The sequence below is a fragment of the Pseudomonas sp. No.21 genome (genome assembly GCF_054558415.1).
The window spans coordinates 412,790-425,898 of record NZ_BAAJNO010000004.1 but is presented as its reverse complement, the minus strand read 5'-3'; the positions used below and the strand labels follow the sequence as shown (position 1 = coordinate 425,898).

Sequence of the window (13,109 nt, the reverse complement as noted above, 5' to 3'; positions counted from 1 at the left end):
TGAATTCAAGAATACGGCCATCTCAGGGTGACGTTACCGCGATAGCAAGTTCATATGCCTGAGTCACTGATGGCAAAGTGCTTTTAGCGTATTTCCAGTTGTTCCCATGGTATTTCCATTGGCGACAGGCGGTATCAGACTTTAGTGGCTAGTTGAATTGTCGATAATAATTCGCACTGGAATTCGCTTGCCGTTATTGATTGCAGGTAGCGCTCTATTGCGCAGGGCCCGTCTTGTCGAGCTGTGTCGCATCGGCGATTTCAACAGCGCGTTCAATCTTCCAGGCCCTTGTGATCCTTGCACCGCTAGCCTTTCTTGATACCCGAACCACTCGCTGGCAATAACGCTGCAAGTTCGATGTTCCTGAATCGGCTGCAATCCCGTCCCGCTTCCTTGGCCTCGTACAAGGCGGCATCCGAAAACTCGAGAAGCCTTGCGATATCCGGTACGACTTCATTGCTTTCACTGGAATGCGGCCAACTGGGACTTTCTTCATCGAAACTGGCGACGCCGATTGAAACAGTCACTTTCCCGTGGGGGCTGTCGAGATGAGGGATATTCAAGTGCCTGACGCTGTCCCCCAGTTGGTCGGCTATACGGCAGGCACCGACATGGTCGGTTTCGGGCAATAGCACGGCGAACTCTTCGCCGCCATAACGGGCCACCAGGTCGGCGGGCCTGTTGATGCAGGCACGCAGGGCGTGCGCGGCGGCGATCAGGCACTGGTCGCCCTGCAGGTGGCCGTTGCGGTCGTTGTAGCGTTTGAAATAGTCGATATCCATCAGCAGCAACGAGAAGGGTTGCCCGTTGCGGCGGGTCCTGAGCCATTCACGTTCGATGTTCTGGTCGAGGAAGCGGCGGTTGGCCAGGCCCGTCAGGCCATCGGTCTGCGCCAGCAGGTTGAGCCGGTCCATGGCCAGCTTCAGGTGCAGGTGCGTCTTCACCCGCGCGTTGACGATGGCGGGGCGTATCGGCTTGCCGATGAAGTCCACCGCGCCCAGGGCGAGGCCCGCTTCCTCCATGCTCGCCTCGGTGTGGCTGGTGATGAAGATGACCGGGACGTCGCGCAACCCCATTTCGGTCTTCATCCGTTCACAGACCTCGAAGCCGCCCATTCCGGGCATTTCGGCATCCAGCAGGACCAGATCGGGCATTTGCTCCTGTACCGCCCGGAGTGCATCGGGGCCGTTGGTGGCGAAGCGGACCTTGCCGAGGCTGCCGATCGCCTTGCTGAGGATTCGGATCGCCGAAGTGTCGTCATCGACGATCAGCAGGGAGGGTGTGTAGTCCATGGGTGTCACTCCTTGGCCACGAGGCCTGCGGACTCGAGCAGGTGCAACGCCTGTTCGAAGTCCAGGTTGTCGATCGCCTGCCAGACCTGTTCGGCCAGCGCCTGGCTGGAAATCCGGATGGCAGGGTATGCCTGGGCGAACTGCTCCAGCGCGGCCATGTCGTGGTCGCGCAGGTGGTCGATCAGCCTCGCCAGCGCGGGGCCTGCTGCCAGGTGGTCCGCGTCGCTGCGGGGGAGGGTGATCGCCTCGATGACGCCCGTCTGGCGTTCGAGTTCGAGATAGGCCTCCACCAACTGCCCGAGCAGTGCCGGCAGGTGTGGGGCGTCGGGTTCGACCCGCAGCAGGGTCTCCGCCTCACCTGCAAGCTTGTGAAGGCGCCGGGCACCGAGCATGCCCGCCGACCCCCTGAGCTTGTGCAGGCGCGCTGTCAGCCCGGGCGGGTCGTCCTGCAGGCGCCGCCGGGTCGCTTCGTCGTCGCGGAATTCGCCGAACTCGCTGAACAGCCGCCGCAGCGAGGAGTTGAACAGCTCCAGGTCGTGACTCATGCGCTGGGCGACTTCAACGGTATCGATGCCTTCTATCGTCGGCCAGGGGCGGGAAGGCCCGGTGGGCGCCTCGATCGGACGTATGGGCAGGGGAGCGCCCCGGGAGTCCTGGACCGCCCGGCGGATGGCGCGGATCAGCACCTTGGGTTCCAGGGGTTTGCTGAGGAACTCGTCAATTCCGGCCGCCTTGGCCTGGCGACGTTCTTCCGGCAGCGCTCCGGCGGTCAGGGCGAGCACGGGCAGTCGTTGCAGGCCGAGTTCGCCACGCAGTCGGCGGGTGGCCTCGAACCCGTCCATTTCCGGCATGTGCAGGTCCATCAGCACCACATCGAAGGCGGTGGTGTCCTCGCGCAGACAATCCAGCGCCTGGCGGCCGTTCATGCAGGTCTGCACCTCGGCGCCCTGCTGCTGGAGCATGAGACTGGCCACCTCGAGGTTGATGTCGCTGTCATCCACCAGCAGCAGCCTTATGCCCTCCAGCCACCGGGCCTGGGTGATGTCCAGCTCGGTGGCGTGGATCAGTTTCTCGCCGTGGCCGTTGGGATGCCCGAGGCTGGCGGCAGCGATGGCGTTGTAGAGATCGGAGCCGTCCAGTGGCGTTCGGGCGTGATGGTCCACCAGTGCATCTTCCAGGGTGGGTGCAGCCGATGTCCGTGGCGCCGAGAACACCACGCTGCTGGGCATGCGTTCGCGTCCCAGCAATGCCCTGAGCTGTTCGAGCGTCTCCAGCACATCGGCGCCGGCCAAGTGGTCGAGTAGCAGGACATCGGCCAGTGGATGGCGGCGTGCGAGCCGTTGCCCGAGGTGTTCGAGCAGGTCTTCCCGTCTGAAGAATGGGGTGGCTCGCCAGCCCAGCGAGCGGCACAGCTGGGTGAGCCGCTGGCGTTCGCTCTCGTCCTGGCTCACCACCAGCACATCCAGGCTGGACGTGTTATCCGACAGGGCCTGTTCGTCGATGACCGGATCGAACGGCAGGCGTACCCAGAATTCGCTGCCCACCCCGAGGGTGCTGCGCACACCGACCGTCCCGCCCATCTTCTCGGCCAGGCCGCGTACCACCGACAGGCCCAACCCCGTGCCGCCGAAGCGACGGGTGGTGGAGGTGTCTGCCTGGGTGAAGGGGGAGAACAGCCGCTCGATCACCTTGGCATCGATACCACAGCCGGTGTCCCGGACGCTGATGCAGAGCCAGCAGCGTACGTCGGTCTCGTGGGTGCACTCGACGTTGACCTCGATGCTGCCGGCGGCCGTGAACTTGAGGGCGTTGCCGATCAGGTTCATGAGGATCTGATTGAGTCGCAACGCGTCGCCGGCAAGTTGTTCGGGCAGCGCATCGGCCTTGACCTCGAACCGCAGGCCCTTGGCTTCGGCCTGGGGCGCGAACAGTTCGGCGAGGTCACCGAACAGCCGATGGGGACGGAACGGGCTGTTCTCCAGAAGCATCTCGCCGGCCTCGATCTTGGCGATGTCGAGGATGTCGTTGATGATCCCCAGCAGGGAGCGCCCGGCGATCTGCAGCTTGCCGAGCAGTTTCTCCTGCTGCTCGTCCAGGCGCGTGCCCTGCAACAGGTGGGCGATGCCGATGACCGCGTTCATGGGGGTGCGGATCTCATGGCTCATGTTCGCCAGGAACAGGCTCTTGGCGGCGTTGGCGCTTTCGGCCGAGGCTTTGGCCGCAAGAAGCTCGGCGCTGTTGCGCAGGCGCTCGGTGATGTCCTGGGCGATGGCCAGGTGACCGATGAGCGCACCGGTTTCCGTGCGAATGGAGGTGATGACCATGGACACCTGGGTCTGCGAGCCCCCCTTGCGGATGTAGGTCCACTGGCGTGTTTCCGCGCCTTGCTCGTCGGGTTTGCAACGGAATACCTCCATCCCCTCGATGGGGCGGCCGTATTCGCGGCTGAGTTCGACCGCACGTGCCTGGACTTCCTCTGGCAGGTGGAAGTCCAGGAGATTGCGGATGCCGATCATCTCGGCGGCGGTATAGCCCAGCAGCAGTTCCGCGCCTCGGTTGAAGACGACGATCTCGCCCTGCATGTCCACCGCAATGATGGACACCTCGGAGGAGGCGTCGAGCACCGCTTGCAACAGGCCTGCGACCCGGGAGAGCTCGGCGGTGCGTTCGCTGACCTGCTGCTCGAGGCTGGCGTTGAACTGGCGCAGGTAGTCCTCCGCGCGCTTGCGGTCGCTGATGTCGTGCATCAGCTTCGCCGCGCCGAGGATGCTGTCGTCGGCCTCGCGGATCAGGCTGCAGGTGATGGTCACATCGATCAGGCGACCCTCCTTGTGCAGGCGCTGGGTCTCCAGCGTCGGGCCGCGCTCCCCCCGCGCCACGCGTTCGAGCAGCGCTTCGTCCTCGGCCAGGCGCTCCTGCGGAACCAGCAGGGGGGCCAGGGGGCGGCCGAGGATCTCCGCCTCGGTGTAACCGAACATCTGCTCGGCGGCACGGTTCCAGGTGATGATCCGGCCATCCAGTGCCTCGCCGATGATCGCGTCGCTGGAGTTCTCGACGATGGTCGCCAGCCGCGCCTGGCCGGCCATCACCTGGTACTGGCGCTGGCGTGACAGCAGCAGGGTGCCGACCATGCCGGTGACCAGGAGGCTGGCCAGCAGCCCGACCACGAACACCCTGGCGGGATGCACGGGGTCCAGGGACTCGACGAAGGCGGCGTAGGCGCTGACCTCGAACAGCCAGGTCCGCCCGTAGACCTCCCGTTCGAAACTGTAGGTCTGGACCCGCTCGCCGTCCGGGCTCTGGTGGTGGGTTTCGAAGATGAGCTTGCGCTGCGGGGCGTCGGTCTTGTCGTAGATCGCCAGGTGGAGGCTGTCCACGGGCAGGTCGAGGTCGGTCATCACCTCGCTCATCGCCAGCGGGGCATAGCTCCATCCGAGGATTTCCTCATGGCGGGACGGGAGATCGGCAGGGGTATCCGGGGTGCTGTAGACGGGCAGCAGGAACAGGAAGGAGCGATAGGCCTCCCTGGATTCGTTGATGAAGGTGATGGGGGCGGTGAGCGTGGCCTTGCCGCTGAGCATCGAGCGCTGCGCGGCGATCCGGCGCAGGGGCTCGGAGGCGATGTCCAGGCCGATGGCTTCGATATTGACCTCCGGCGGATCGATGTACTGGATCACGTAGCGCTCGCCCTGGGAGGGGGCGAACTGGTGCAGGGTGAAGTTCGGCTGGCCGTCGGCCCTGACCCGGCGCAGGAAGTCCGCCTCCTCGCTGACCTTGACCCGGCGGATGAAACCGAAACCGCGGGCCCCGGGGAACTCTTCCTGGAGGTTGCGCGCCCGGCTGTAGCGGGTGAACAGGTCGAGGGTGACGTTGCCTATGCCCAGCATGTGGATGGCGCCGCGCCAGCCCCTGAGGCGGAACTCGTAGATGCGCAGGCGCGACATGAGGTCGCCTTCGACCTCGCGGCTTTCATCCTTCAGGGCCTGCTGCACGTGGTTGTCGATGGAGCGGACCTGCTGGAGGCTGGCCAGCGCGCTGAGCAGCAGGCCCAAGAGCAGTACCGCTGCCATCCAGATGGCGATGTAAGTCCATGACTTTGCCTTCATCCACTCGGGTCTCTCGCCGGTTGGAGGCCGAGGCGAGCTTGGCGGCGCGCATCGAACCCTGACTTTCCTGTCTTTTTCCGTAAAGGCGGCAGCGTACTTATGCCCAATGTCACGATGACATCATTGGCTCTATGGAGAGGAAGCCGACTCGCTGTTGCCTCCTCACTATAGATGGCCCTTTGCCTGGCTTCCCGGCCAATGACGTCGCCTGCGGCCGACCTGCCGTCGGCCCGGGCTCGCTTCAGACTCCATTCAGATTGGCTGCGGATACTCGCCCCCATCGAAACGCACGTTGGGGGCCAGACATGATCCAGTCGCAATGGGAATCGTTGTTCCCGCTTCACTTCGGCAGCCTGGGGGAGCGCCACGCCTTCCTGGACCTGCACCTGCAGGGGGACCCGGGGCGCGCGGAGCTGGAGCTGTTCGTCCAGCGTGGCTTCAAGCAGGCGCATGGTGCGGATATCCAGCACTTCCTGCCGGAGATGCTCGGCCTCTACGACGGCCGGGCCACCCTCGACGCCGCCGTGGGCATCCGTCTGGCCAGCACCGGGCAACTGTTCCTGGAGCAGTACCTGGATGAGCCGATGGAGGCTGCGCTGGCGCCGCGGGTGGGCGAGGTGTCCCGGGCGGCCCTGGTCGAGGTCGGCAATCTTGCGTCGCTGTCGGCCGGTGGCGCACGGCTGCTGATCATCGCCGTGACCTGGCTGCTGGCCGCAAGAGGCCTGCGCTGGGTGGCGTTCACCGGCACCTCCACCCTGGTCAACAGCTTCCACCGCCTCGGGCTCGAACCCATGGTGCTGGGCCACGCCGATGCCGAGCGCCTGGACGACCCGGGCAGCAACTGGGGCACCTACTACGAGCAGCGCCCGCAGGTGTTCGCCGGGGACATCCAGCACGGCCATTCCGAGCTGGAGCGTCGAGGCATCTTCCAGCGCCTGGGTTTCCCGCTGCTGCAGGGGGAGAACGGTAATGCGGCCTGATACCCGCTGGTTCCGCCAGCTCCTGGAACAGCATGCCGGGAGCGAGCCGCAGCGCTGCGCGATACGTGGCATCGAACACCGCTACACCTATGCGCAACTGCTGGATGAGCTGGCCGTGCGTGAGTCGCGGCTCCGCGCGCAGCCGGCGGGGCCCATCGCGCTGCTCCTGGACAATGGCCCCGAGGCCCTGTTGTGGGACCTGGCCGCGTTGCTCAGCGAGCGCCCCTGCATCGTGCTGCCGCCGTTCTTCACTGCGTCCCAGCGGGCCCATTGCCTGCAATTGAGCCAGGCGCCGCTGGTGCTCGCTGGCGAGGCGCTGACCGACGAGCTGCATGCGCTGGGCTACCTGTTCAGCGAGGGATTCTGGAAGCGCCCGGTCAGCGCGCCGGCGATGCTGCCGGCGGCCACCGCCAAGATCACCTACACCTCCGGCAGCACCGGCACGCCCAAGGGTGTATGCCTGTCGGCCGAGTCGCTGCTGCGTGTCGCGCGGGAGCTCGAAGCCGCCAGTCGCTCCACGGGGCCGAGCCGCTACCTGGCGGTGCTGCCGCTGGGCGTGCTGCTGGAGAACCTGGGCGTCTACGCGGCGCTGATCGCCGGCGCCGAGGTGACGCTGCTGCCCCTGGACCAGTTGGGCATGAGCGGGGCCAGCGGCATCGACCTCAAGCGGCTGCTGAGCTGCATCCTGCTCAGTGGCGCGCAGAGCCTGATCCTCGTGCCGCAGCTGTTGCTGGGCCTGGTCACGGCCATCGAGCGCGGGCTCACGCAGGTCGGTGCATTGCGCTTCGTCGCGGTGGGCGGGGCGCGGGTCTCGGCGAGCCTGCTGGCGCGTGCCCAGGCCATCGGCTTGCCGGTGTTCGAGGGCTACGGCCTCTCCGAGTGCGCGTCCGTGGTCTGCCTCAATCGCCCGGAGGCCAACCGGCTCGGCACGGTCGGGCGTCCGCTGCCCCATGTCGAGGTGCGCCTTGCCGAGGATGGCGAGGTGCTGGTGCGGGGCTCGACCCTGCTCGGCTACCTGGGCGAGCCGCCGCCGGTGTCCGCCTGGTGGCCGACCGGCGACCTGGGGCACTTCGACGCCGACGGCTACCTGCACATCCTGGGTCGCAAGAAGAACCAGTTCATCACTAGCCTCGGTCGCAACGTCAACCCGGAGTGGGTCGAGGCCGAGCTGACACAGGACGGCACCATCCTCCAGGCCTACGTCCAGGGGGAGGGGCTCGCCCACAACCTGGCGCTGCTCTGGCCGCTGTCCCCGGAGACGACCGACGCGCAGCTGGAGGCCGCCGTGCAGCGCTGCAACCGTGCGTTGCCCGACTACGCCCGGGTGCACCGCTGGGTGCGGCTGGCCGAACCCTTTACATCCGCCAACGGCCTGCTCACCGGTAACGGCCGGCCGCGTCGCGAAGCGATCTACGTCCGCTACCAGACCCTTCTCAACCAACTCGCCAACGAATGAGGCCCACCATGTCTTTCTTCGACTCGCTGCACGCTGCAACCCATGAGGAACGCCAGGCGCTGTTCGGCGTCCCGGTGATCCGCGATGCCCTGGGCGGAACCGTCAGCCTGGAGGGCTACATCGCCTTCCTGACCCAGGCCTACCACCACGTCCGCCACACGGCGCCCCTGATGATGGCCTGCGGTGCGCGCCTGCCCAGCCGGCTGGAGTGGCTGCGCAAGGCGGTGTGCGAATACATCGACGAGGAGTACGGCCACGAGCAGTGGATCCTCAATGACATCGAGGTCTGCGGCGGCGACCCCGAGCAGGTGCGCAACGGCAGCCCGTCGCTGCCCATCGAGCTGATGGTGGCCTACCTCTACGACACCATCGCGCGGCACAACCCGGTCGGGCTCTTCGGCATGGTCAACGTGCTGGAGGGCACCAGCATCGCCCTGGCCACCCACGCGGCGGGCAGCATACGCACGTCCCTCGGCCTGCCCGCCAATGCCTTCAGCTACCTGAGCTCCCACGGCGAGCTGGACCAGGACCACATGGCCACCTACCGCCAGTTGATGGACCGCCTCGACCAGCCGGAGGACCAGCAGGCCGTCATCAGGACCTCCAGGGTCGTCTACGGGCTCTATGCGGACATGTTCCGTGGCCTGCCGCGCGCCAGCGTCCGCGACGAGGTGCGTCATGCGCTTGTCTGACTGCCGTGCCGTGCTCACCGGCGCCAGCGGGGGGATCGGCCTGCAGTTGGCCGAGCAGTTGTGCGAGGCGGGGGCCCAGGTCCTGGCGGTGAGTCGCCACGAGGGCAGCCTGGCGGCGCTGCGGCAGCGCTTCCCTAACCAGCTGCGCTGGCAGGAGGCCGACCTCAACCAGGCTTCCGGACGCCAGGACGTGCTGAGCGCTGCCTGGCAGATGGGCGGGACCAACCTGCTGATCAACGCAGCGGGGATCAACCACTTCGCCCTGTTCGAGCAGGCCAGCGAGGAGGGCATCGCGGAGCTGCTCGACCTCAACGTCAAGGCGACCCTGCAGCTGACCCGCCTGTTGCTGCCGCTGTTGCGCCGGCAGGAGCACGCGCTGATCACCAACATCGGTTCCACCTACGGCTCGATCGGCTACCCCGGCTATGCGGCCTATTGCGCCAGCAAGTTCGCCCTGCGCGGCTTCTCGGAAGCCCTGCGCCGCGAGCTGGCGGACACGGCCGTGGATGTCCTCTATGTCGCGCCGCGCGCGACCCGCACCGCGATGAACGGCGCTGCCGCCAGGGCGCTCAACGATGCCCTCAAGGTCGGCACCGACGACCCCGGCGACGTCGCCATCGCGGTGCTCGAGGCGATCGAGCGCAATCTGCGCGAGCTCTACCTGGGCTGGCCGGAGAAGCTGTTCGTGCGCCTGAACCACCTGCTGCCGGGGCTGGTCGACCGCGCCCTGCGCAAGCAACTGCCCTTGATTCGTCACCACAGCCGCCCGGGGGCGGGGGAGATCGGCAAATGAAACGACTGATGCTCATCGGCCTGCTTTTCGCGTCATCCTTCGCCTTCGCCCTGGACGGTGCCGGGCAGCAGCGCCTGGCGGATATCCAGACGCGCTGGGCGCAGATCCAGTACCGCACGGCCGAGTCGGAGCGCGCGGCGGCGTTCGCCAGGCTGGCCGCCGACACCCAGGCCTTCACCCGCCAGCAGCCGACCGCCGCCGAGGCCTGGATCTGGAACGGCATCGTCACCAGCAGCTGGGCCGGCGCCGAGGGTGGCCTCGGGGCGCTGGGCAAGGTGAAGGACGCCCGGGCCAGCCTCGAGAAGGCGCTGGCGCTGGACCCCAAGGCCCTGCAGGGTTCCGCCTACACCAGCCTGGCCGCCCTCTATGACCGGGTCCCCGGCTGGCCCATCGGCTTCGGCGATGCCGAGAAGGCCGAGACGTTGTTGCAGGAGGCGCTGCGCCTGAATCCCGATGGCATCGACAGCCTGTATTTCTGGGGGGACCACCTGTACCGTCAGGACCGCTTCGCCGAGGCGAGGCAGGCCCTGGAGCGCGCGTTGCAGGCCGCTCCCAGGCCTGGTCGCGAGCTGGCTGACCAGGGGCGGCGGGAGGAGATCGATGCTTTACTCAAGACCCTCAAGGACAAATAGGACTGGGCATGCGCCTGTTGCTGGTTGAAGACGACACTGCGTTGGGGGAGGGCCTGCGGACGGGCCTTCGCGAGGAGGGGTACACCATCGACTGGCTGCAGGATGGCGCCAGCGCATTGCATGCACTGACCCAGGAGAACTTCGACCTGGTGATCCTCGACCTCGGCTTGCCGCGGATGGATGGCATCAACGTGCTCAAGCGCCTGCGTGGCAGCGGGTCGGTGCTGCCCGTGCTGGTGCTCACGGCGCGCGATGGCATGGAGGATCGCATCGCCGGGCTCGACGCGGGGGCCGACGACTACCTGATCAAGCCGTTCGACCTCAACGAGCTCAAGGCGCGGTTGCGTGCCTTGCTGCGTCGCAGCAGCGGCCGTGCCAAGGTGCTGATCGAGCATGGCGGAGTCAGCCTCGACCCCGTCTCGCAGCAGGTCCACTACCAGGGCCGGCCGGTCGTGCTGACCCCGCGCGAATACCTGCTGCTGCACGAGCTGCTGGCACAACCGGGGAAGGTGTTCAGCCGCGAGCGCCTGACCCAGCTGTTGTACGGCTGGGACGAGGAAGCGGAGAGCAACACCCTCGAGGTGCACATCTATCACCTGCGCAAGAAGCTGTTCAGCGAGCTGATACGGACCGTCCGCGGGATCGGTTACCTGGTGGAAAACAGACTATGACGTCGTTGCGGCAACGCACCCTCTGGCGGGTGGTGATCCTGCTCATCCTCGGTACCGGCCTCCTGGCGCACTACAACTACCGGGACAGCAGCCACGAGATCGCCGAGGTCTACGACGCCCATCTGGCCCAGAACGCCCGCCTGCTGCAGGGCGTGATGAGCCTGCCGCTCGCGCCCGCCGACCGGGGGCGGCTCTACGATGCCTTCGACGAGGCCCTGCGCCAGGCCGGCAGGCCGGGTGTCGGGCACCCCTACGAGAACAAGCTGGCGTTCCAGGTCTGGCGCGACGGTGGCGAGCTTCTGGTGCATACGCCCAGTGCGCCACGGATCGATCCGTCGCAACGCCTTCCGGGGTTCTCCGACATCGTCATCGAGGGCAAGCAGTGGCGTGGCTTCCTGCTGCCGGTGCCGGCGCAGCAGGTGTCGATCTGGGTGGGCGAGCGCAAGGATGTCCGCGGTGACCTGGTCGGGCGCATCGTCCGCCATACCCTGTTGCCGTTCCTGTTCGGCGCTCTGGTGCTGGCACTGCTGGTGTGGTTCGCCATCGGCTGGGGGCTGCAGCCTCTGCAGAACATGGCGAACGTCATCCGCGGGCGCCATGCCAAGTCGCTCGAGCCCTTGCAGCTGGCGCCCCTGCCCAGCGAACTGGAGCCGATGCAGGCCGCCATCAACCGGCTGCTCAGCCAGGTCGCCGACCTGCTCAGGCGCGAGCAGCGCTTCATCGCGGATGCGGCCCATGAAATGCGCACGCCGCTGGCCATTCTCCGCCTGCATGCGCAGAACGTGGAGGAGGCCCGGACCGAGGAAGACCGGGCTCGGGCGCTGGGCTTTCTGATCGGCGGGGTGGATCGGCTGAGCCGGGTGGTGAACCAGTTGCTCACCCTGGCGCGGATCGAGCCGCGGCTCGGCCAGCGCCACCTGGAGGATGTCGACCTGGCCAAGGTGGCCATGGACACGCTGGTGGAGATGACGCCCTGGATACTGGAGCGCAACGTGGAGCCCGTGCTGGACATCGAGCCGGGCGCCTGCCATGTCCGGGGCGACGCCATGAGCATCGGCATCGCACTGCAGAACCTGGTCAGCAATGCGGTCAATTTCTCCCCGGTCGATGGCGTGGTGAAAGTCGGCCTCACCGTTCGCGAGGGGCATGTCGAGCTGTCGGTGGAGGACGAGGGACCCGGTGTTCCGGCCGATCGCCTGGCGGTGGTGTTCGAGCGCTTCTTCAGCGATGGCCACGAAGGAGGCGCCGGCCTCGGGCTGCCCATCGTGCGGACCATCATGGAGCACCTGGGCGGTGCCGTCCGCCTGGAAAACCGGCCCGGCGGCGGAGCCCGGGCCACCCTGGAGTTTCCCTTCACGGGGGCGGCCGGGCGGCCCGCAGCCTAGTGGGGCTCGTCGTCGCCCGGTAGCGGGCGGCGGCGACCGGTGATCATCGAAAGCGGCAGGTTGTCGCGCACGCGCAGGCTTTCGAACACGGCGGCGGCCATGTGCAGCGACACGAGCAGGGCCAGGCCGTTGGCGATCCAGCGATGCGCATCCTCCGGCCATTCGGCGCCCCACAGCGCATCGACTTCCTGCATCAGGTAGCCGGTGAGCCCGAGCAGCGCCATGGACAGCATCATCAGGATCATAACCAGCGCGCCGAGGGGCGAATGCCCCAGGCGGTGGTGCGGCGCGCGGTTGCGCAGGGCGCGCAGGTGCGCGGCGAGGCGCCCGGGGGTCGGCCAGAAGTCGCGCCAGCGGGCGCTGCGTGGGCCGATGAAGCCCCACGGCACCCGCACCAGCAGGCAGAAGCAGGCGTAGTAGCCCAGCCAGGTGTGCCAGGCGTCGCCTTCCTCGGTGAACAGGTAGTTGGCGAAGAAGGCGCCGGCGACCGAGGCATGGAACAGGCGGACGACGGGGTCCCAGAGCCGGATGGTCGCCCCGCCCATCAGTTTTCCACCCGGCTCTTGACCGGCTGGCCGGTGACCGGGTCGTGATAGATCTCGACCTTGCGCTTGTCCTTGTCGAAGCCGTAGATCTCATAGCAGTTGCCGGAGGTGATCTTGAACTTGCTGATCTGGTAGCCCTGTTCCTTCAGCTGTGCCTGGAATTGCTCGGGGTCCTTCCAGGTGGAGCGTTCGGCGGTGGTGCACTGGGGGGAGGCGAGGGCCGCGGTGCTGGCGATGAGCAGGGCGGGAAGCAGCAGGTAGCGCATGATGAAGTCCTCGATGGAGTTGGGAGGCTTCACTCTGCGCGCCGAAGCTTAAGGGATTCTGAGGGGCGCTATATCGACATTCGGGCGCGGTTGATGGAGGCTGTGCCGCCTGCATCTCTCCTGGCTCCCGGGGTCTGCTCTTGCAGGGGCCGATTCGCGCCAGGGTTTCGACGGTGCCGCGCCCCGGATGGAAAGCCCGCTGCGCACCCTGGCGCAGGGCCGCAATGCGCGGGAGCGGCTTGCGCGGGCGCGCTGGCAGGCGCTCGAGGGGCTGTGCCGGGCTACGGGGGC

11 protein-coding genes are annotated in these 13,109 nt (G+C 67.0%); 7 read left to right on the top strand and 4 right to left on the bottom strand.

The features are described from left to right. Positions 1-305: 305 nt before the first annotated feature. Positions 306-1,292, bottom strand: a complete 987-nt coding sequence (locus tag ACYJSS_RS10345) for a GGDEF domain-containing response regulator (protein WP_236205754.1) — start codon at positions 1,290-1,292, stop codon at positions 306-308. Positions 1,293-1,297: 5 nt separating this feature from the next. Continuing rightward, a complete protein-coding gene (locus ACYJSS_RS10340; protein ID WP_236205755.1) occupies positions 1,298-5,398 on the bottom strand; it encodes a CHASE domain-containing hybrid sensor histidine kinase/response regulator in 4,101 nt (1,366 codons plus the stop codon). A 305-nt stretch (positions 5,399-5,703) separates the two neighbouring features. On the opposite strand from ACYJSS_RS10340, the gene ACYJSS_RS10335 reads away from it, so the two are divergent. The 7 genes from ACYJSS_RS10335 to ACYJSS_RS10305 are packed head-to-tail and all read left to right on the top strand — an operon-like array spanning position 5,704 to position 12,007. After that, positions 5,704-6,378 (top strand): thermostable hemolysin, encoded by a 675-nt coding sequence (locus ACYJSS_RS10335; RefSeq protein ID WP_236205756.1) that lies wholly within the window; start codon positions 5,704-5,706, stop codon positions 6,376-6,378. After that, complete coding sequence (locus ACYJSS_RS10330) at positions 6,368-7,834, top strand: AMP-binding protein (RefSeq protein ID WP_236205757.1); 1,467 nt, start codon at positions 6,368-6,370, stop codon at positions 7,832-7,834. Before ACYJSS_RS10335 ends, ACYJSS_RS10330 begins: the two co-directional genes overlap by 11 nt. An 8-nt stretch (positions 7,835-7,842) precedes the next feature. Then, positions 7,843-8,526, top strand: a complete 684-nt coding sequence (locus ACYJSS_RS10325; RefSeq protein WP_236205758.1) for a TenA family transcriptional regulator — start codon at positions 7,843-7,845, stop codon at positions 8,524-8,526. Beyond that, on the top strand, positions 8,513-9,319 hold the full coding sequence (locus ACYJSS_RS10320) for an SDR family oxidoreductase (RefSeq protein WP_111262414.1): 807 nt from the start codon (positions 8,513-8,515) through the stop codon (positions 9,317-9,319). Before ACYJSS_RS10325 ends, ACYJSS_RS10320 begins: the two co-directional genes overlap by 14 nt. Next, the gene (locus tag ACYJSS_RS10315; protein ID WP_111262413.1) at positions 9,316-9,951 is read left to right on the top strand and encodes a tetratricopeptide repeat protein; all 636 of its coding nucleotides are present in this window, start codon (positions 9,316-9,318) and stop codon (positions 9,949-9,951) included. The genes ACYJSS_RS10320 and ACYJSS_RS10315 overlap by 4 nt, the downstream gene beginning before the upstream one ends. Positions 9,952-9,959: 8 nt before the next feature. Further along, complete coding sequence (locus tag ACYJSS_RS10310; RefSeq protein ID WP_111262412.1) at positions 9,960-10,622, top strand: response regulator; 663 nt, start codon at positions 9,960-9,962, stop codon at positions 10,620-10,622. Further along, positions 10,619-12,007, top strand: a complete 1,389-nt coding sequence (locus ACYJSS_RS10305) for a sensor histidine kinase (RefSeq protein WP_111262411.1) — start codon at positions 10,619-10,621, stop codon at positions 12,005-12,007. The genes ACYJSS_RS10310 and ACYJSS_RS10305 overlap by 4 nt, the downstream gene beginning before the upstream one ends. Here the strand turns inward: ACYJSS_RS10305 and ACYJSS_RS10300 are convergent. Next, positions 12,004-12,552, bottom strand: a complete 549-nt coding sequence (locus tag ACYJSS_RS10300) for a cytochrome b/b6 domain-containing protein (protein ID WP_111262410.1) — start codon at positions 12,550-12,552, stop codon at positions 12,004-12,006. The two genes, ACYJSS_RS10305 and ACYJSS_RS10300, sit on opposite strands and share 4 nt — an antisense overlap. Further along, positions 12,552-12,818 carry a PepSY domain-containing protein gene (locus ACYJSS_RS10295; protein ID WP_111262439.1) on the bottom strand — a complete coding sequence of 89 codons (267 nt, stop codon included), beginning with the start codon at positions 12,816-12,818 and terminating at the stop codon, positions 12,552-12,554. Before ACYJSS_RS10295 ends, ACYJSS_RS10300 begins: the two co-directional genes overlap by 1 nt. Positions 12,819-13,109: the final 291 nt, after the last annotated feature.